Genomic DNA, 18,979 nt, shown 5'->3' on the forward strand with positions numbered 1-18,979 from the left:
TCGGCCATGTCAATCGGCGCTTTCGCGTGTAACGGAGTCGTGACCGCCACTGATTCGTGGCCGGTCGCGCACAGGCTCTGCCCGGCGCGAGGCCTGTCCAACACCCGCGTTCTTCAGGAGAATCAAAATGACCAAGAACGAACTGATCGCCGCCATCGCCGACGAGACCGGCAAGACCAAGACCGACGTCAGCGCCATCCTGGGCTCGCTCGCCACCGTCGTCGCCAAGACGCTGAAGTCGGGCGGCGAAGTCACCCTCGGCGGCGTCGGCAAGCTGGCTGCCGCCAAGCGCGAGGCCCGCGAGGCCCGCAACCCGTCGACCGGCGCCACGATCAAGGTTCCCGCCAAGACCGTCGTCAAGTTCAAGGTCACCAAGGACCTCGCCGACGCGGTCGCCTGACCACCGGCAATGCCTGGAAGCAGCACCTCGCCCACAAGGCAGGTGCTGCTTGACCCCGCCCCCGCCATCCGCACAGTGGGGCGATGTTCCTTAGGCTCTTCACCGACCTGCGCGCCGCCAAGGTTCCCGTCACGCTGCGGGAGTATCTGGCGCTGCTGGAAGGAGTGGAGGCCGATCTCGCCGAGCACCGCGTCGACGAGTTCTACTACCTCGCCCGCACCTGCCTGGTGAAGGACGAGCGCCATCTCGACAAGTTCGACCAGGTCTTCGCCCAGGTGTTCAAGGGCATGGAGACGCTGCAGCAGGCGATCGAACAGGCCGGCATTCCCGAGGAATGGCTGCGCAAGCTCGCCGAGAAGTACCTCACCGACGAAGAGAAGTCGCAGATCGAGGCGATGGGCTGGGAGAAGCTCTGGGAGACGCTGAAGCAGCGGCTCGACGAGCAGAAGGGCCGGCACCAGGGCGGCTCGAAATGGATCGGCACCGCCGGCACCTCGCCCTATGGCGCCTATGGCTACAATCCCGAGGGCGTGCGCATCGGCCAGGACAAGAACCGCAACTTCCGGGCGGTGAAGGTCTGGGACAAGCGCGAGTTCAAGGATTTCGACGACACGCGCGAGCTCGGCGTGCGCAACCTGCGCATCGCCTTGCGGCGGCTGCGGCGCTTCGCCCGCACCGGCGCGGCCGAGGAGCTCGACCTCGACAACACGATCTCCGAGACGGCCAGGCACGGCTATCTCGACGTCAAGCTCAGGCCGGAGCGCCGCAACGCCGTCAAGGTCCTGCTCTTCCTCGATGTCGGCGGCTCGATGGACTGGCATGTCGAGCTGGCCGAGGAGCTGTTCTCGGCAGCGCGGGCCGAGTTCAAGCATTTCGAGCATTTCTACTTCCATAACTGCCCGTATGAGCGGGTCTGGCGCGAGAACCGGCGCCGGCACGACCAGGTCATCCCGACCTGGGATATCCTGCGGACCTATCCGGCCGACTACCGCGTCGTCTTCGTCGGCGACGCCTCGATGAGCCCCTACGAGGTCGCGATGCCCGGCGGCTCGGTGGAGCACTGGAACGAGGAGGCCGGCGAGGTCTGGATGAGGCGGCTGACCGAGCGCTTCCAGAAATCGGTCTGGCTCAACCCGGTCGAGCAGAAGCTCTGGGGCTACACCCAGTCGATCCGCCAGATCGGGGGGCTGATGAACGGCCGGATGTTCCCGCTGACGCTGGACGGGCTCGACGGCGCGATGAAGGCGCTGGCGCGCTGACAAAGCCCGGCCGAGCCGCTATGGCTCGGCCATGAACAGCCCGGACACCGACACGCCACCGCCCTTCTGGCACCAGCGCCCGCGGCCCGTCGGCTTCGTGATCGCCTATCGGATCAAGGGCGACGAGCTGGAGATCGACTCGACCCGCAAGGTCGACAGGGTCAAGCTCGCCGCGATCGAGCAGGTGCGCTTCACCTTCGCGCCGAGCAACATCTCGTCGAAGGGCTTCAAGACGCAGCTGCGGCTCGGCAATGGCGGGAAGGTCAGCTTCGGCAACCTGTCCTGGCGCTCGGTCACCGAGATCGAGCGCGACGATGCCGGCTACCGCGCCTTCGTCGAGGCGCTCGCGGCGGCGATTGCGCAGGCCAATCCGCGCGCCCGCTTCGTCGCCGGCAAGCCGAGATGGCTCTGGCTGACGCTCGCCATCGTCAGCGGGCTTCTGCTCGTCATACTGGGGGTCTTCACGGCGCGCGCCTTCCTGCAAGGCGCTGCGCCGGCCGGCTGGCTCGGCATCGCGCTGGCAGCGGCCTCGGTCTGGCAGGTCTGGCCGATGGTCAGGCTCAACCGGCCGCAGGAGTTGCGGACGGGGGAAGTGCCGGACGATCTGGTGCCGCGGCCTTCTACCTGAGCGGCGTCTCAGCCGCTGCGCACCACCAGCACCGAGCATTTCGCTCGGCGCACGATGGTCGAGGCGTTGGAGCCGATGACGTAGGCGAGCATGCCGGGCTCATGCGAGCCGATCACGATCAGGTCGGTGCCGCTCGCCTCGGCCTCGGCCAGGACCTCGCCATAGACCGAACCGACCAGGACCTTGGCCGAGACCCGCTCGGGCGGCAGCGCGACGCCAGCCGCGATCTCGGCGAGCTTGGCCTCGGCCTCGCTCTGCTGCTCGGTGTCGAATTCGGCCGGGACGAATTCCATGTAGGTGATCGGCACCAGCGAGCGGACATAGATCAGCCGGACCGTGCCGCCGGAGGTTTCCGCGAAGGAGACCGCCGCGGTGATGGCAGGGGCCGCGAGATCGGCCTCGGCGAGATCGACGGGAACCAGAATCGATTTGTACATCGCATCCTCCGGCTGTGGGCTTGGTCACGTCCCGCTATGCCGCGTCCCGTCTTCAGTCCCTGCGGCTGGCCTCCGTCATACCACAAATGGCTCCCGGCCGCGCCGCTGCATGGTCGCCATGATCTGCCGGAATTGACGCAGGTGGCCCCCTGCCTAAAACTGGTGCAATACAACGCCAATGACGTGGCCGCGGCCTGCGGCCTCCTTCCATCTCCGTTCGGTAGTTCAATGACAGCAGCCTCGCCTGCCTCCCCTGCCTCGAAAGGGCTGCTGCACTCGCCTGCCGTCTTCCTGATGGTGCTGGCCTTCGTCAACTGGCTCGGCTTCGCCAGCTGGACCGCGCTGCTGAACAATTTCGCCAAAGAGGCCGCCGGCTTCACCGGGCAATATATCGGCATCCTGCAATCGGTCCGCGAGATCCCCGGCTTCCTGGCCTTCACCGCGATCATCCTGTTCTGGTTCATGCGCGAGCAGATGCTGGCCTATGTCAGCCTGATCACGCTCGGCATCGGCGTCGCGATCACCGGCTACTTCCCCACCCTCGGCGGCCTGCTGCTGACGACGACGGTGATGTCGCTGGGCTTCCACTACTACGAGACCGCGCAGCAGGCGCTGCAGCTGCAATTGCTGCCCAAGGCGGAGGCGCCGCGGCTGCTCGGCAGGATCGCGGGCGCCTCGGCGGCGGCGCAGCTCATCGCCTTCGGCTCGATCGCGCTGATCTGGAAGCTGTTCCAGCCGGGCTACATCACGATCTTCGTCGTCGCCGGCCTCGTGACGATCGCGCTGACGCTGGCGACCTGGCTCACCTTCCCGCGCTTCCAGGGCACCGTGCCGCAAAACAAGGGCTTCGTGCTGCGCAAGCGCTACTGGCTCTACTACGCGCTCACCTTCATGTCGGGCGCGCGCCGGCAGATCTTCATGGCCTTCGGCGGCTTCCTGCTGGTCGAGCGCTTCGGCTACGACGTCTCCGCCACCGCGACGCTGCTGCTCGCGACCTACGGCATCAACACCTTCGTCGGCCCGATGCTCGGCCGGCTCGTCGGCACGGTCGGCGAGCGGGCTACGATCCAGATGGAGAACATCTCGCTGATCGCCGTCTTCGTCGGCTACGCGCTGGCGAGCCATGGCCATTTCGCCGGCTGGGGCGTCTTCGTCGCCGGCGCGCTCTTCATCGTCGATGGCGTGTTCTTCACGCTGACGCTGGCGCAGCGCACCTATTTCCAGAAGATCGCCGACCCGGCCGACATCGCGCCGACCTCGGCGGTGGCCTTCACCATCAACCACATCGCGGCAGTGTTCCTGCCGGTCACCTTCGGGCTGCTCTGGATCCGCGATCCGGCGATCGTCTTCTATATCGGGGCGGCGGTGGCGACGGTCTCGCTCAGCCTCGCCTTCCTGGTGCCGCGCCATCCCGTGCCGGGACAGGAGACCGTGCTGTCGCCTGCCCTGCCGGTCGCCGCAGAATAGGCTTACCCCTGGCGCGCCGGCGTGCGCACGGTGAGCCCGTCGAGGTCGTCGCGGACCCTGATCTGGCAGGAGAGGCGCGAGTTCGGGCGGACGTCGAAGGCGAAGTCGAGCATGTCCTCCTCCATCGATTCCGGCTCGCCCGTCTTCGCGGTCCAGGCCTCGTCGACATAGACATGGCAGGTGGCGCAGGCGCAGGCGCCGCCGCATTCGGCCTCGATGCCGGGAATGCCATTGCGCACGGCAGTCTCCATCACGGTGGAGCCGGTCTCACCCTCGACGGTGCGGCTCTCCCCGAGGGCGTCGATATAGGTGATCTTCGGCATCATGAACTCCGCGGACCGATGGCCGGCATCGCTTAGAGGATGCATGCGGAAAGGGGAACGCCCTTTCCGTCCGGTCAGGCTCGAATTTTTCGAATGAGACGCGGTCTACGCTCGGAGCCCGTTTGAGACTTCGCCGGCGTGAGCCGGCTGGCGTGGCTGTCGAGAACCGGAGCGGAGCGACATTGGTCCGTGAGCGCCGGAAGCGCAGACGGCCGCGCCGGTAGAAGTCGCCAATGGGCTCAGGCGGCCAGGTCGAACTGGGAGATCACAGCCCTGGCCTCGGCGGCGGCGAGCGCCAGCGCGTCCATGGCGCATTCGGTGCGGCCGGCATCGTTGGCGGCGAGCTGGCGCTCGATCGCGTCGGCGGCCTCCGCGACCTGCCAGGCGCCGATCGCCTGCGCCGCGCCCTTCAGCGTGTGGGCGGCGTCGATCCGCGTGCGGGCATCGCTGCCGGCATGGATGGTGCGCAGGTGGCGGACGCATTGCTGCGCGAAAAGCGCGAGCAGCTCACGTTCGAGGGCGTGGTCGCCGCCGGTCTGGCGGGCGAGATGGGCGAGATCGATGGGACTCTGGGACATGGCGGGGCTCGATAAGCAAGATCGACACAAAAGTCACGCGGGCTTGTGGAGTAGCCCGTCGGCGCTAACAGCCGCCTTCATGGTGAACGAGGCGTTAACGACGTTTGTGAATCGACCACTCAAATGGGTTTCCATTGGACAGTCGCTCCACTACCCTTCGAAATGGTAAATGATGGGCGCAATGTCCCTTTTCCAGGCGAAAGTCAGAGGCGGCTTTCGGCTTGAAATGGGGATGATTGGCGGCGTCCATCATGTGAGTAGCGTTGCGAGGCGGCAATCATGACCCGGCAGAACAAGCTCCAGGATCCGACCGAGGCGGCCATGTCCGCGATCGAAGAGGCTCTGAGGCTCGACCAGCCCAAGGTAGAGGCCGACGCCTCCCCGGCCTCGGAGCTCAAGCTCCCCTCCGCGGCCGAGGGCGATCTCAAGCTCGAGCTACCCCGCGTCGAGCAGCCGGCGCCCAGGCCCGAAGCCGAGGCGCCGCGGGCGCCCGCCCCCCGCGCCGCCATCGCCCCCGACACCAGCCGCGTCGCCAATGACGACCGCCGCGATTCGAGCTCGCTCGTCCAGGCCTTCTCGGTTCGCCCCTCCTCCCGCCCCTATTGGCTCGCCGCGCTCGCGTCGCTCGTCTGGCTCGGCGGCGCCGGCTTCGTGCTGGTCAGCCGCTTCGGCTCCTTCGCCAACGGCGTGCCGGAGGGCATGGCCGGGTTCGGCCCGGGCGAGTGGACGCTGCTGTCGCTCGCCGTCGGCACGCCGGTGGTCTTCTTCTTCGTGCTCGCGGCGCTGTATCGACGCACCCAGGAGATGCGTCTGGTCGCGCGCGCCATGACCGAGGTCGCGCTGCGGCTCGCCGAGCCGGAGGTGGTCGGCGCCGATTCGATTCTTTCGCTGAGCCAGACCATCCGCCGCGAGGTCGCGGCGATGGGCGACGGCATCGAGCGCGCCGTGGCGCGCGCCGGCGAGCTCGAGACGATCGTGCGCGGCGAGATCGCCACGCTGGAGCGCGCCTATGCCGATAACGAGATCCGGCTGCGCTCGCTGATCGACGAGCTCGTCACCCAGCGCGAATCCGTCGTCGGCAATGCCGAGCGGGTGAAGTTCGCCATCAGCGGCGCCCATGAGGGCCTATCCAAGGACCTGGAGAGCGCCAGCCGCGCCATTGCCGACGCCGTGGCGCAGGCGGGCGACCGCGTCACCGGCTCGCTCGGCGAGAAGGGCGACCAGATCACCATCGCGCTCGGACGCGCCGGCGAGCGCATGATCGACGAGATCAGCGGCCGCGGCCATGAGCTGGTCGAACGCCTGCAGGTCACCTCCGGCGAGGTCAGCGAGCGGCTCTCGGGCGCCAGCACCAACCTCTCCACCCTGCTCGACGGGCGCGCGCACGAGATCGCCGCCTCGCTGGAGCAGACCGGCGCCGTGCTGACCGAGGGCCTGACCACGAGCGCGCGCGAAGTGACCCGCGCGATCAGCGAGACCGGCTCGCAGGTCGCCGACAACCTGGCGACCCGGGTCGAGACGGTCAACGAGACGCTGCGGATGACGGGCGAGAGCCTCGCCCAGGAGATTTCCGCGCGCGGCGCCTCGGTTGCCGAGCGCTTCGAGCAGAGCAGCAAGACCATGGTCGAGCTGATCGACGGCCAGAGCGAGAGCCTGAGCAAGCGCCTCGCCGAGACCGGCGAGACCCTGCGCAACTCGATCTCCGAAGAAGGCGAGAGCGTCACCGTGCGCCTCGCCGAGGTCGGCCGCGGCGTCCACGGCCTGCTCAACAAGCAGAACGAGCTGATCGCCTCGCGCCTGCAGGAGGTCGGCGACAGCGTTCACAGCCTGATCGGCAGCCAGGGCGACAGCCTGATCGGCCGCCTCAACGACACCACGCGCACCGTCGAGGACGTGCTGCGCGAGCGCGGCGACGCCATCGTGCTGCGCTTCGACGAGGCCAGCAAATCGCTCGGCGACACGGTCTCCCGCCATGGCGAGGACCTGACGAGCCGCATCACCGAGGTCGGCGCCAGCGTCCACGGCCTCTTCACCGAGCAGGGCAGCAACCTGGTCAACCGCCTCTCCGAGACCGGCGAGACCGTGCACGTGCTGCTCGACCAGCAGACGGAAAAGCTCGTCTCGCGCCTGGCGACGGCGGGCAACGAGACCGAGAGCCTGCTCAATAAGCAGGGCGAGGCGCTCGCGACCCGCCTCGACCAGACCGGCAGGGAGGTCCACGGGCTGATCAGCCAGCAGGGCGACAGCCTGATCTCCCGCCTCGGCCAGGCCGGCCAGGAGGTCGAGAGCCTCATCGGCGCGCAAAGCGAGACCCTGGTCAGCCGCGTCGGCCAGCTCGGCCAGGAGGTCGAGGGTCTGCTCGGCCGCCAGAGCGACACGCTCGTCGCCCGCCTCGGCCAGGCCGGCAGGGACGTCCACACGCTCATCGGCGAACAGGGCGACGGCCTCGTCGCGCGCCTCGGCCTCGCCGGCCAGGAGGTGCAGAGCCTGATCGGCGAGCAGCGCACGGCGCTGATCGACAGCCTGTCGGAGACCGGAGCCAAGGTCAGCGCCCTGCTCGAGGAGCAGGCCGGCGCCATGACCGTGAAGGTCTCGCAGGCCGGGCTGGAAATGCAGGACCTGCTCAGCGGCCAGAGCCAGGCGCTGGTGACCCGCGTCGCCGATGTCGGCCGCTCGGTCCACGGCCTGCTGGCGGAGCGCGGCAGCGCGCTGATCACCCGGCTCGACGAGACCAGCGAGGCCGTCCACGCCAAGCTCGGCGAACAGGGCGATGCGCTCGCCGCCAAGGTCAGCCAGAGCGTCGAGGGCGCCCGGGCGGCGCTGGAGGAGCAGCAGGGCGGCTTCATCAGCAAGCTCGGCGAGACCAGCGGCCAGGTCGCCGGCCTGCTCGGCGAGCAGCGCGAGGGCATGATCCGCGACCTCGTCTCGGCCGGCCGCGAGGTCCACACCTTGCTCGGCGAGCAGAGCGAGGAGCTGGCGCGGCGCATGACCGACGCCACCAGGAGCCTGACCGAGACGATCAACGTCGACGGCCGCCATGTCGCCGACCGCGTCTCGGAGGCGACGCAGGGGCTGCGCGAGACCTTCACCATCCATGCCGAGGAGGCGCGCACCATGCTCGCCGGCACCGGCAAGGAGATCGTGCTCGCCCTCACCCAGCAGGGCGGACGCGTCAACGAGGCACTGGCCGCCAATGCCGAGTCGATGCTGCGCTCGGTCGAGAGCCGCTCGCAGGCGCTCAACGAGACCCTCGCCACCCGCCACGACGCACTGAACCAGCTCTTCGACACGCAAGGCCGCCAGATCGACGGCACCCTCGCCGAGCGTCTTTCCGCCTTCACCTCCCTGTTCGATACGCAGGGCCGCGACCTCGAGAGCGCTCTCGACGGGCGCCTCATCGCCTTCACCAGCCTGTTCGACACGCAAGGGCGCGACATCGGCGCCACGCTCGACGAGCGCCTTGCCGCCTTCGCCCGGCTCTTCGAAGCCCATGGCAGTGGCCTCGGCAGCAGCCTCGACGAACGCCTCGCCGCCTTTACCCAGCTCTTCGACACGCAGGGCAGCGGGCTCGGCAGCAGCCTGGACGAACGCCTCGCCGCCTTCACCGCCCTGTTCGAGAGCCGCGGCCGCAGCGTCGAAAGCGGGCTCGACGAGCGCCTTGCCGCCTTCACCGGCCTGTTCGACCGGCAGGGCCGCGAGATCGAAGGCACGCTCGACGAGCGCCTCGTCGCCTTCACCAGCCTGTTCGACCGGCAGGGCCGCGAGATCGAGGGCACGCTCGGCGAGCGCCTCGGCGCGTTCACCCGGCTCTTCGACACGCAGGGGCGCGAGATCGACACGTCGCTGGCGGCGCGCCTCATCGCCTTCGAGGAGGTCGTCATCAGGCAGGGCGGCACGCTCACAGCCAAGCTCGCCAACGACGCGCGCAGCTTCACCGACGCGGTCGGCATCCGCCTCGGCCAGGTCGAGAAGCTGCTGACCGAGGACGGGTACGCGCTGGCCGACAAGGTCGGCAGCCGCGCCGCCGAAGCAGCCGAGATCCTGGCCGCGCGGACGCAGGAAGCCGCGGACGCGATGGAAAGCCAGATCAAGATCTTCGAGGAGCGCTCCGGCGCGAAGAGCGCGGAGATCGCGACCTCGCTCGACGGTCTCATCGCCCGCATCGACGGCAATCTCGGCTCGCGCGCCACCGCCCTCAACGAGGCGCTGGTCGAACGCACGGTCGACATCGCCCGCGTGCTGGCCGAAGGCGGGCGCGAGGTCACCCGCGCGCTCGCGGCCAAGGCCGACGAGATCGGCGAGGTCGTCACCTCCAAGAGCGAGTCGCTCACCCGCACGCTCGGCGAGAAGGCCGACGCGATCAACGCCACGCTCGGCGGCCGCGCGCTGCAGATCGCCGATACGCTCGACCAGAGCGTGGCGCGCTTCGAGGAGCGCGTCGTCAACCGGCTCGACACCGTCTCCAGCACGCTCGACTCGCGCGGCCAGCAGATCGCCGACACGCTCCAGGGCAAGTCGGAGGCGATCGCCGCCTCGCTCGGCGCCCGCGCCGAGGAGCTGCGCGTGCTGTTCGACGACAAGGGCGGCGGCATGGTCACGGCGCTGGGCCAGCGCGGCGAGACGATCGCGAACGAAGTCGCCATGGTCGGCGAGTCCGTGGTGCGGGCCATCGAGAGCCGCGGCAGCGCGATGATCGAGGGGCTGCGCGAGCGCGGCAGCGAGATCACCACGGCGCTCGACACCTCCTCGGCCGGGCTGCGCGAGACGCTGGAAAGCGGCGCGCGCCAGTCCGTCGATGCGCTGGTCGCCACCAACGAGCAGCTTCGCGGCGAACTGGGCGGCATGCTTGGCCGCCTCGGCGAAGCCAACAAGCTGATGCAGCAGATCGTCAGCGGCGCGAACAAGAACCTCGCCTCCATCGAGAATGGCCTCTCGGCCCGCGTCGGCGAGCTGCAGACCGTGCTCGCGACCGTGATGGACGAGGCCAAGAGCGCCTCGCAGCAGGTCTCGTCGCAGGTCGAGGAGCTCAAGACCTTCTCGGAGGGCACCTTGCGCCAGACCACGGCGCTGGTCGGCCAGATCGACGGCCAGGGCGCCTCGCTCAGCGAGGTCACCCAGGCCAGCACGGCTGCGCTGCACGCCGTCGCCTCGCGCCTGGAGCAGGTCGAGGCGCGCGTCGGCAAGGCGCTCAGCGACCGCAAGGACTCGCTCGAGGAACTGCACGGGCTGATCGCCAACCGCACCGACGACATCGAGTCGATCACCCGCTCCTTCGCGGCGCTGATCGATGAATCGCTCAGCGGCGCCGAAGCGCGGGCGCGCCAGATCGGCGGCGTGCTGACCGACTCGGCCGAGGCGACGACGAACGCGATCTCGCAGCAGTTCGAGACGATCCGCGCCACCACCGGCAAGGAGCGCGAGCGCACCGCGCATGCCCTGCGCTCGGCCTATGAGCAGGTCACCAACGAGGTCGGCAACGAGCTCGGCAAGGTGATCGAGCGCTTCCAGAACGCGGCGCAGGACATGCGCGGCGTCTCCGCCGAGATCCAGCGCGAGCTGGAGACGACGCGGGCGGAGCTGAAGCGCGGCGTGCTCGACCTGCCGCGCGAGACGCAGGAATCGACCGCCGCGATGCGCCGCGTCGTCGCCGAGCAGATCAAGGCGCTGAACGACCTCACCGAGATCGTGACCCGCTCCGGCCGTGGCAGCGACGTCGCCGTCCCGACCGAGGCCCAGAGCCGCCGCGCCGCGGCTGCTGCGCCTGCCGCCCCGACCTATGCGACCGCGGTGACGCAGGCGCGCATCCAGGCTCCGGCCGAACAGCCGCTGCTGCGCCCCTCGCTCGACGCCACGCCGGAGCCGGCACGGCCGGAACCGGCGCGCGCCGAGGTCAAGCCCGCCCCTGCCCCGCGTCCCGCCCCCGCACAGGAGGCGCCGCGCCGTCAGGCTCCGGTTGAGACGGCCCCGCCCGCCAAGGCCGGCTGGCTCTCCGACCTGCTCAACCGCGCCTCGCGCGAGGACAAGGCGCCGGAGACGAGCAAGCCGACCGCGCACTCGATCGAGCGGCTCGACTCGCTCTCGGTCGACATCGCCCGGATGATCGACCACGACGCCGCGGTCGAGCTCTGGGACCGCTACAAGCGCGGCGAGCGCAACGTCTTCACCCGCCGGCTCTACACGCTGCAGGGCCAGCAGACCTTCGACGAGATCCGGCGCAAGTATCGCCGCGACGCGGAGTTCAAGGAGACGGTCGACCGCTATATCGACGAGTTCGAGCGCCTGCTCGGCGAAGCGGCCAAGGACGACCGCGACTCGATGGTGGCCAAGACCTACCTCACCTCCGAGACCGGCAAGGTCTACACGATGCTCGCCCATGCGAGCGGGCGCTTCGAGTGAGGCCGCCGTTCAGAAACTGATTCAAGTTCATCTGACGTTGAGTCAGATAGCTCACGTTAGGTCTTGATGGACTTGGTGAAACGGGCGCCGTGAGGCGCCCGTTTTCATTCGGAACGGGGCAGAAGGCGCAGACAACGGCTTACGCCCGCGCCATAGTCTCGCTCACCAATAGCGGCGGGGGGCTGATTTTGCGACGCGGACGATCATGGGGAAGCACGGCCTTGATCGGCGTCCTCGCCCTCGCCGCTCCGGCCTTCGGCAAGGAGCGCGGCCTCGAGGCCTTCCTGGCGGCCTATCACTGCGAGATCGCCGGACGGCTCGCCCAGATCCATGCCGACCCGCGCACGCAGGCGCGCTATCTCATCCTCACCGACAGAGACGCCCCCAGCCACTACGTCCAGTGCCTGCTCCGCGACGAGCCGATGCTGTGCGAGGCCGCTTCGGGCTTCTACGGCACGAAACCGGGCGAGCGGCGGGCCCAGATCGTTACGAAAGACGGACTCGCCGCCTTGCAGCGCCTGGGCTTTTCGACCGATGGAACGGAGGGCAATTTCCAGATTTCCGTCAAAGCCACGACGCAAGCGGATTTCTCGGCTGCTGCCGAGCTGATGCTGACGGCGCTCTATGAGGGCTACAGCCCGCGTCCGGGCAAGAGGCTGAAGATCGATGCACCCTACGGGCCGGGCGGACGGGCGATGCGGGCGCAATGCGCGCCGGTGTCGTAGAGTACGCCGTCATGCTCGCCCTTTTGGCTGGCATCCACGTCTCGAGCGGCGCCCGCGACGGGCGAAGACGTGGATGGTCGGGACAAGCCCGACCATGACGAAGAGAGTTTGCCCGCGACGGCGCGGGACGTTTCCGCAGAACGCGACGGCTCAGACGCTCACGCCGCCCAGCGCGCGATCTGGATCAGCACCTGCGACAGCGCCTGGTCGAGCGCCTGTGCAGCGCCGGGACCATCGACGGCACCGGCCGGCACGCGCGCGGTGAAGAGCCTGGCGCGCTGGATATGGCCGGTCTTGTCGGCGACGAGCTTGGCGGTGATCTCGACGACGGCGCTGCCGGAGGCGGTGTCGATGTTGAAGGCGCGGATGTCGGTGTTGAGCTGGTAGTCCGGCACGATGCGCTCACCGGGACGGCTGACCGAGGCGATGCGGCTGCCATTCTCGAAGGTCTGGATCAGTCTGATCTGCACCAGCTTGGGCACGCGGTCGGCCCATTGCGCGCCGCCGAGGAAGGAGAGCGCGCCGGTCGAATCCTTGACGATGACGCGGTCGGAATCGAGTGTCTGCACCGTGGTCGGCTCGTTGACGACGACTGCGGCGCGCGAGCCCTTCAGCTTGCCGAAATCGCGTGGCGCCGAGAGGTCGAAGGTGGTCGGCGTCGCGCCGCCGCCACAGCCGGCCAGGCCCAGCGAAACGGCCAGGACGAGCGGCATGGCAAATGGCGTGGGCGACTTAAGGCGGAGCGACATCATCATCTGACTAGCGCGATCCGCCGTATTGAGGAAGCGGCGGCTTGCTGCCGAGGATGAATTGCTGCGGATTGCGCTCGATGCTGCGCAAGGTGCGGTTGAAATCGGTCAGGCTGCGCCGTCCCTCGGCCGCGAGGTTCTCGATGTCGCGCAGGCCCGGCCCGGTGAAGCGGTTGATGCCGGTGGTGATGTCGGCCGTGCGCTTGTCGAGGTTGTCGGCGAGCGTGCGCACCGAACGCGCGGCATTGGCGACCTCGGCGAAGGCGCCCTGACCATCCTGAGTGTTCAGGAAGGACTGCGCGGCCTTGAGGACGCCCTCGACCTGATCGGCCGCCTTGTTGAGCTTCTCCGAGATCGAGGCGGCGTCCTTGACGATCTTGCCGACATCGCCGCTGGAATCGCCGAGCGCGCCGGTGAACTTGTCGACGTTGTCGACGATCTCCGCGACCTTGCGCCGGTCGACCGAGCGCACGACCTCGGTCAGCTCCTCGCTGAGGACGCCGAGCTTCTGCGACAGCGGCGTGATCGTCTCTGCGATCTGGCCGAAGCTCGCCAGGACCTTGTCGACATTGCCGGAATTGTCCCCGAGCGCAGCCGAGAACTTCTCGACGTTCTTGACGGTGTTGCTGATCGAGCCGGAATTCTCCTTGACCAGCTGGTCGATGCTGCCCAGCACCGTGTCGGCGCGCGAGGCGATGGTGCGCACCGTCTCCAGGATGTCCTGGAACTCCGACTTCTCGGCGATGATCGTCGGCATCGGCTGGCCCGGCTGGGCGGTCAGGACCGGGGAGCTCGGGTCGCCGCCGAGCAACTGAACCGCGACCACGCCGGCAAGGCCCTGCGCCTCGATGCGCGCGCGCGTGTCGACGCGCAGCGGCGTGGTATTGTCGACTTGGACGACTGCGTAGATCCGGCGCGGATCGTCCGGCTGCAGCTCGATGCGCGTGACCTCGCCGACCCGCAGGCCGTTGAAAAGCACGCTCGAGCCGCGCCCCAGCCCCGTCACGGTGCCGCTGAAGATGATGCGGACGTCCTGCCGACGCCCGGCCGCGCCACTGTTGAACCAGTAGACGAAGCCGAACATCGCCGCGAGCACGGCGAGCGTGAACAGGCCGACCAGAGCATAGTTGGCGCGTGATTCCATTGCGGTCGACGCTAGAGCATCAGCCCGGCCCTTGCGAAGCTGTTTTCGGGCAACATCGTCGGCCAAACCGTTGGCGAAAAGATGATTTAGTGGCTGGCCGGCAGCCTCGCCTTCGCCCGCTCGCCGCCGAAATAGGCCTTCAGCCAGGGATGGTCGGAGGCCAGCATGGTCGAAAGCGGCCCCACCGCGATGACGCGCTTGTCGGCCAGGGCCGCGATCCGGTCGCAGGCCGAATAGAGGCTGTCGAGGTCATGCGTGACCATGAAGACGGTGAGGCCGAGCGTCTGCTTCAGGGTCATGATCAGCTCGTCGAACTCGGCCGCACCGATCGGGTCGAGCCCTGAGGTCGGCTCGTCGAGGAAGACGATCTCGGGGTCGAGCGACAGCGCGCGGGCGAGCGCCGCGCGCTTGATCATGCCGCCGGACAGCTCGGAGGGCGCCTTGTCGGCCGCATCATGCGGCAGGCCGACCATCTCCAGCTTCAGCATCGCCATCTCGTCGAGCAGAGCCGGCGAGAGCTTAAGATATTCGCGCATCGGCACCTGGATGTTCTGCTTCACGGTCAGCGCCGAGAACAGCGCGCCCTGCTGGAACATCACGCCGAAGCGGCGCTCGAGCGTGCGCTTTGCGGCGAGGTCGAGATCATCGACATCCTCGCCGAAGACCTCGATCGTGCCGCGGCTCTTGCGCACGAGACCGAGGATGGTGCGGGTCAGCACGGACTTGCCCTGGCCGGAGCCGCCGACGAAGCCCAAGATCTCGCCGCGCATCACGTCGAGGTCGAGCCCGTCCATGATCACCTTGTCGCCGAAGGCCACGCGGAGATCGCGCACGCGGATCACCGCCTCGGGCTCGCCGTCGTGATGCTGGCCATTCGGCCGCTGGACCGGGTCTGCGCTCATCCCCGCCCTCAGAACGCGATCGACGCGAAGAACATGGCGAAGAGCCCGTCGACGACGATGACCATGAAGATCGACTTCACCACCGAGGCCGTGACCTGGCGGCCGAGCGATTCAGCCGAGCCCTTGACCGCCAGCCCCTCGATCGAGGCGATCAGCCCGATGACGAAGGCCATGAACGGCGCCTTGATCAGGCCGACGGCGAAGTGCTTCCAGGTGATGACCGATTGCAGCCGTGCCAGGAAGGTGTCGATGCCGATGCCGCCATAGAGCCAGGTCACCAGCGCCGCGCCGATGATGCCCGACATGGCCGAGATGAAGGTCAGGATCGGCAGCGAGATGATCAGCGCCAGGATGCGCGGCACAATCAGGACCTCGATCGGGTCGAGCCCCATCACGCGTAGCGCGTCGATCTCCTCGCGCATCTTCATCGAGCCGATCTCGGCCGTGAAGGCCGAGCCGGAACGGCCGGCGATCATGATCGAGGTCAGCAGGACCGAGAGCTCGCGCAGGATCAGGATGCCGGTCAGGTTGACGACGAAGACGGTAGCGCCGAACTGCTGGAGCTGGAAGATGCCCTGCTGGGCGACGATGCAGCCGACCAGAAACGAGATCAGCGCGATGATCGGCGCGCCGTTGAAGGCGATCAGCTCGATCTGGTTGACCAGGGAGGGGCCGCGGAACTTGCGCGGGCCGAGCACGACGCCGAGCGACCCGACCACGACCTCGCCAAGGAACATGGCGCCGCCGACCATGTCGCGGCCGAAGCGGACGACGGCCTTGCCGATATTGACCAGCACATTGACGACGCCGAAATGCCGGGTGGTCGGCGTCACCGAGCAATCATGCACGTCGACCTCGGCCAGCAGCACCGTGTGCTCCGGCTGGCTGCTGACGAATTCGACGGCGGCGCCCGCCTCCTCGCGCTGCGCCTTGAGGCGGCTCAGCACATAGGCGCCGAGCGTATCGAGCCGGACCACGGCCGAGAGGTCGAGCGTGGCGCGCGAGGCCTCGGCGACGCGCTCGCCGATCTCCTTGACCAGCGCCTCGATGCGCGGGGCGCGGTCGGCGCTCCACGAGCCCGCGAGCGCGACGGCGAGCGTGCCGGCATCGTCGCGAAAGACCGCTTGCGGTTCAGCGCTGTCGAGGCTCGCCATGGTCCTCAGTGGTGTCCCTCGGGCGGCCGGTGTCCCGGCCCGCCATGCCCAACCTGTATCACCATGCGCCATGGGCTTGGCAAGCAACCTTCCCTTCTCCCGAGGGGAGAAGGGAAAAGCGCGCGCTTCCCAAACGTAAGAAAAGCCAAAAACTTTCAGCGATTCCTTAAGCACTTTCGCGGCACGATTCCGAATCATCCCCGCGATTGATAGCGTGCTGCATTCGGTGCGCTACCGGAACAGGTTGGTCATGAGCGACGCACGTTCGCTGACACCGCTGAGCGAGACCGACTACGAGGCGATCGCCTCCGCAGTGATGGAAACCGCGCGCGGGCGCTGGTTCATGACCGAATTCGCCAAGCGCAACCGGCAGGCCGACACGGCGCAGGTGCTGGCGGCGATCAACAAGCTCCAGCGTACGTTCGGTGCAGCGCCGGCCCAGCAGCCGACGGGCGGCGCCGACCTGCGCGATGCGATCACGCTGATCATGGAGCTGCGCACCGATCTGGAGCGGATCGGCGGCGGCGCGGGCGAGCCCTCCTCCCGGCTCGCAGCGCGAATCGAGGGCGCCGCCAGCAGCGTCATCGGCGCGACCGAGAGCATCCAGGAGGCGGCCTGGGGCCTGCGCGAGGCCGGCGCCAGCGACGCCCTCTGCGACACGCTCGACCGGCGCGCCACCGAGATCTACGGCGCGACCGCGATCATCGAGGCCACCGCACAGCAGCTCGGCAAGATCGCCGATACGATCGCGATGCTCGACAGCAGTCTGCGCGCCTTCGCCGAAGGGGCACATGAGACGCCCAACCTCGACGTCGTCCCGGCGGCGAGCTCGGCGCCCGCGCGCGCACCCGACAGGCCGTTCGACCTGCGCGAGGCCGCGCCACTGTCGAGCTATGACGATATCGAGATCGTCGAGATCGACGACCGGCAATCGGCCCTCAGCGATTCGGCCCGCACCCGGACCGAGCCTTCGAAGCACCGCCGCTTCAGCTCGATGCAAATCATCGACGAGGATCTCGTGTTCTCCGAGACGGGCGGCGGCGCGGCGTCCTCCGGGGCGGTCGCCACATCCGAAGACGACCTGCGCGCCATCGACGCGCTGCCAGCCAGCGGCAAGCTCGCCTATTTCGCATAGCCTGACGATTACGAAGCAAGGGCGCGGGAGCCCTCTCCTGTAAGGAGAGGGTTGGGTGAGGTGTCGGCCGGTGGACGCTTCAGCCGTGACCTGACCGCTGCTTTGAGTGCGGCAATAGCCGCTGCCCTCGCTGAGTTTTACTGGTGTTCTGGCCTACACCTCACCCTGCCCTCTCCTTACAGGAGAGGGTTCCCCGCGCCTGCTTCTGCCTGGCCTGCGGCAGCGAATTGGCTCACCCCTTCGCCACGAAGCTTTCCATCTTGCCGGGGTTGAGCAGGCCGTAGGGGTCGACCTCGTGCTTGAAGCCAAGCTGGTCGGCATCGGCGCGCTTGTGGCGGCTGCCGGCCTCCAGCGAGACGACATGGGGGTTGGCGATCATCACGCCGGCCGCTTCGTGCAGGGCGATGATCTCGTTCAGGCGCTCCGGCGTCGAGTAGCGCAGGATCGGCAGGGCGCTCGCCGTCACCCGACCGCCGAAGCGGATGAATTCGTGATGCGCCAGCACCTCGTCGGGGAAGCGCGCGATCATCTCCTTCGCGCTCTCGACCAGCCGGTCATGCGGGAACAGGCACTGCAGGTAGGTGATCGAGCGGTCGCTCTTCAGCCATTGCAGCGTCGTGTGGTTCCAGGTGTACTCGTAGAGCGGCACCGTGCCCGGCCCCTCCTCCGAGGGCGCCTCGTAGGTCACCGTGCCCCGTCCGCCGATGATCGCCTTGAACGGGCCGAGCGAGGCCGCCGCGATCATGCAGATCAGGATGCTCTTGCCCTCCGGGCAATGCTGCTTCAGCGCGCCGAAATAGGGCGTGATCGGCGCCGAGACCGGTGTCACCAGCTTCTTGACGACGCCGTCGGCCAGCGCGACCTCGTAGCCGGCCTGGAAGGCGTCCATGTAGTCGTCGAAGGCGACGATGACGTCGATCCACGGCCAGGCCGGGGCGAGCGGCATCTCCAGCGCGGTGATGATGCCGGTCGTGCCATAGGCGCGATTGACCTTCTGGGCGGCGTCATCGCGCAATTCGAGGATGCGCGGCTCCTCCTCCACCGTGACGATGCGCGCAGCCAGAATGTTGCCGGGCTCGCGCAGCCCGCCGTAGGTCACCGAGCCGACCCCGCCCGAGCCGCCGGCGACGAAGCCGCCGATCGTGGCCGAGCGCTTGGTCGAGGGATGCATGCGCAGCTCGTAGCCGGAGGGCCGCGTCGCCATGTCGATGTCGAGCATCTTCGCGCCGGCCCCGACGCGAATGACGCCGGGCTTCTGCCATTCGATCGCGGTCAGCGCGGTGATGTCGAGCAGCACGCCGCCTTGGAGCGGCACGGCCTGACCGTAATTGCCGGTGCCGGCGGCGCGCACGGTGAGCGGGATGCGGCGGCGCGCGCAGGCCGCCGCGACGCGGACGATCTCGGCCTCGTCGCGTGGGGCAACGATGACGTCAGCCGATTTGTCGGCGAGCTCGGCGTTGAGGATCGGCGAGTACCAGAAGAAGTCGCGCGAGCGCTTGCGGACGACCGGCGCCTCAGTGACCGCGGGAATGCCGTCGAGATCGGCGAGCAGTCCCGCGATATCGTAGCGCGAGGGCTGGACGGGCTTCGGCTTGCGTTCAGTTGCTGTCATCTCACCCCCGTGGCCTTCAAGGACGCCCTCAACGTCATTGCGAGCGGAGCGAAGCAATCCAGAAGGTCTC

At 68.3% G+C, this 18,979-nt stretch carries 15 protein-coding genes; 7 read left to right on the plus strand and 8 right to left on the minus strand.

Features of this window, described 5'->3' with window-relative positions; translation table 11 throughout:
• The first annotated feature begins 121 nt into the window (after positions 1-121).
• The 3 genes from DWF00_RS06760 (at position 122) to DWF00_RS06770 (ending at position 2,287) form a co-directional block, all read left to right on the plus strand.
• Complete coding sequence (locus tag DWF00_RS06760) at positions 122-400, plus strand: HU family DNA-binding protein (protein WP_281270128.1); 279 nt, start codon at positions 122-124, stop codon at positions 398-400.
• 83 nt (positions 401-483) lie between these two features.
• Positions 484-1,659: a vWA domain-containing protein gene (locus tag DWF00_RS06765; RefSeq protein WP_114830664.1), complete on the plus strand. Its 1,176-nt coding sequence runs from the start codon at positions 484-486 to the stop codon at positions 1,657-1,659.
• 31 nt (positions 1,660-1,690) lie between these two features.
• Positions 1,691-2,287 carry a hypothetical protein gene (locus DWF00_RS06770; protein ID WP_114830665.1) on the plus strand — a complete coding sequence of 199 codons (597 nt, stop codon included), beginning with the start codon at positions 1,691-1,693 and terminating at the stop codon, positions 2,285-2,287.
• Between the two features lie 8 nt (positions 2,288-2,295).
• Here the strand turns inward: DWF00_RS06770 and DWF00_RS06775 are convergent, their stop codons facing one another.
• Positions 2,296-2,724 carry a universal stress protein gene (locus tag DWF00_RS06775; RefSeq protein ID WP_114830666.1) on the minus strand — a complete coding sequence of 143 codons (429 nt, stop codon included), beginning with the start codon at positions 2,722-2,724 and terminating at the stop codon, positions 2,296-2,298.
• Positions 2,725-2,952: 228 nt separating this feature from the next.
• Here DWF00_RS06775 and DWF00_RS06780 point away from each other — a divergent pair, with 228 nt between their 5' ends.
• Entirely contained in the window at positions 2,953-4,191 is a 1,239-nt protein-coding gene (locus DWF00_RS06780) for an MFS transporter (protein ID WP_114830667.1), read from the plus strand.
• A 2-nt stretch (positions 4,192-4,193) separates the two neighbouring features.
• Here DWF00_RS06780 and DWF00_RS06785 read toward each other — a convergent pair whose 3' ends face one another.
• Together DWF00_RS06785 and DWF00_RS06790 are read right to left on the minus strand one after the other, a co-directional pair.
• Complete coding sequence (locus tag DWF00_RS06785; RefSeq protein WP_114830724.1) at positions 4,194-4,514, minus strand: 2Fe-2S iron-sulfur cluster-binding protein; 321 nt, start codon at positions 4,512-4,514, stop codon at positions 4,194-4,196.
• Between the two features lie 239 nt (positions 4,515-4,753).
• Entirely contained in the window at positions 4,754-5,092 is a 339-nt protein-coding gene (locus tag DWF00_RS06790; protein WP_114830668.1) for an Hpt domain-containing protein, read from the minus strand.
• Between the two features lie 279 nt (positions 5,093-5,371).
• On the opposite strand from DWF00_RS06790, the gene DWF00_RS06795 reads away from it, so the two are divergent.
• Together DWF00_RS06795 and DWF00_RS06800 are read left to right on the plus strand one after the other, a co-directional pair.
• Positions 5,372-11,488, plus strand: a complete 6,117-nt coding sequence (locus DWF00_RS06795) for an apolipoprotein A-IV repeat region-like domain-containing protein (protein WP_114830669.1) — start codon at positions 5,372-5,374, stop codon at positions 11,486-11,488.
• 221 nt (positions 11,489-11,709) lie between these two features.
• Complete coding sequence (locus tag DWF00_RS06800) at positions 11,710-12,213, plus strand: TY-Chap domain-containing protein (protein ID WP_114830670.1); 504 nt, start codon at positions 11,710-11,712, stop codon at positions 12,211-12,213.
• Between the two features lie 158 nt (positions 12,214-12,371).
• Here the strand turns inward: DWF00_RS06800 and DWF00_RS06805 are convergent, their stop codons facing one another.
• The 4 genes from DWF00_RS06805 to DWF00_RS06820 form a co-directional block, all read right to left on the minus strand.
• Complete coding sequence (locus DWF00_RS06805; RefSeq protein WP_114830671.1) at positions 12,372-12,926, minus strand: ABC-type transport auxiliary lipoprotein family protein; 555 nt, start codon at positions 12,924-12,926, stop codon at positions 12,372-12,374.
• A 46-nt stretch (positions 12,927-12,972) separates the two neighbouring features.
• Positions 12,973-14,106, minus strand: coding sequence for an MlaD family protein (locus DWF00_RS06810; protein ID WP_114830672.1), 1,134 nt, complete (start codon positions 14,104-14,106; stop codon positions 12,973-12,975).
• 86 nt (positions 14,107-14,192) lie between these two features.
• Positions 14,193-15,008 carry an ABC transporter ATP-binding protein gene (locus DWF00_RS06815; protein WP_114830673.1) on the minus strand — a complete coding sequence of 272 codons (816 nt, stop codon included), beginning with the start codon at positions 15,006-15,008 and terminating at the stop codon, positions 14,193-14,195.
• Between the two features lie 8 nt (positions 15,009-15,016).
• Positions 15,017-16,162 (minus strand): ABC transporter permease, encoded by a 1,146-nt coding sequence (locus tag DWF00_RS06820; RefSeq protein ID WP_114830674.1) that lies wholly within the window; start codon positions 16,160-16,162, stop codon positions 15,017-15,019.
• A gap of 250 nt (positions 16,163-16,412) precedes the next feature.
• On the opposite strand from DWF00_RS06820, the gene DWF00_RS06825 reads away from it, so the two are divergent.
• A complete protein-coding gene (locus DWF00_RS06825) occupies positions 16,413-17,297 on the plus strand; it encodes a hypothetical protein (RefSeq protein WP_114830675.1) in 885 nt (294 codons plus the stop codon).
• A 232-nt stretch (positions 17,298-17,529) separates the two neighbouring features.
• On the opposite strand, the gene DWF00_RS06830 is transcribed toward DWF00_RS06825, so the two are convergent.
• Entirely contained in the window at positions 17,530-18,909 is a 1,380-nt protein-coding gene (locus DWF00_RS06830) for an FAD-binding oxidoreductase (RefSeq protein WP_114830676.1), read from the minus strand.
• Between the last annotated feature and the right edge of the window lie 70 nt (positions 18,910-18,979).

Origin of the sequence: Allobosea caraganae (assembly GCF_003351345.1) — a bacterium.
Classification (GTDB): Bacteria; Pseudomonadota; Alphaproteobacteria; order Rhizobiales; family Beijerinckiaceae; genus Allobosea; species Allobosea caraganae.

Excerpts from the sequence above, each read along its gene's own strand:
- DWF00_RS06785 (WP_114830724.1), bottom strand. The coding sequence starts at position 4,514 with ATGCCGAAGATCACCTATATCGACGCCCTCGGGGAGAGCCGCACCGTC.
- DWF00_RS06830 (WP_114830676.1), bottom strand. The coding sequence starts at position 18,909 with ATGACAGCAACTGAACGCAAGCCGAAGCCCGTCCAGCCCTCGCGCTAC.
- DWF00_RS06825 (WP_114830675.1), top strand. The coding sequence starts at position 16,413 with ATGAGCGACGCACGTTCGCTGACACCGCTGAGCGAGACCGACTACGAG.
- DWF00_RS06820 (WP_114830674.1), bottom strand. The coding sequence starts at position 16,162 with ATGGCGAGCCTCGACAGCGCTGAACCGCAAGCGGTCTTTCGCGACGAT.
- DWF00_RS06765 (WP_114830664.1), top strand. The coding sequence starts at position 484 with ATGTTCCTTAGGCTCTTCACCGACCTGCGCGCCGCCAAGGTTCCCGTC.
- DWF00_RS06770 (WP_114830665.1), top strand. The coding sequence starts at position 1,691 with ATGAACAGCCCGGACACCGACACGCCACCGCCCTTCTGGCACCAGCGC.
- DWF00_RS06775 (WP_114830666.1), bottom strand. The coding sequence starts at position 2,724 with ATGTACAAATCGATTCTGGTTCCCGTCGATCTCGCCGAGGCCGATCTC.
- DWF00_RS06780 (WP_114830667.1), top strand. The coding sequence starts at position 2,953 with ATGACAGCAGCCTCGCCTGCCTCCCCTGCCTCGAAAGGGCTGCTGCAC.
- DWF00_RS06805 (WP_114830671.1), bottom strand. The coding sequence starts at position 12,926 with ATGCCGCTCGTCCTGGCCGTTTCGCTGGGCCTGGCCGGCTGTGGCGGC.
- DWF00_RS06795 (WP_114830669.1), top strand. The coding sequence starts at position 5,372 with ATGACCCGGCAGAACAAGCTCCAGGATCCGACCGAGGCGGCCATGTCC.
- DWF00_RS06815 (WP_114830673.1), bottom strand. The coding sequence starts at position 15,008 with ATGAGCGCAGACCCGGTCCAGCGGCCGAATGGCCAGCATCACGACGGC.
- DWF00_RS06810 (WP_114830672.1), bottom strand. The coding sequence starts at position 14,106 with ATGGAATCACGCGCCAACTATGCTCTGGTCGGCCTGTTCACGCTCGCC.
- DWF00_RS06790 (WP_114830668.1), bottom strand. The coding sequence starts at position 5,092 with ATGTCCCAGAGTCCCATCGATCTCGCCCATCTCGCCCGCCAGACCGGC.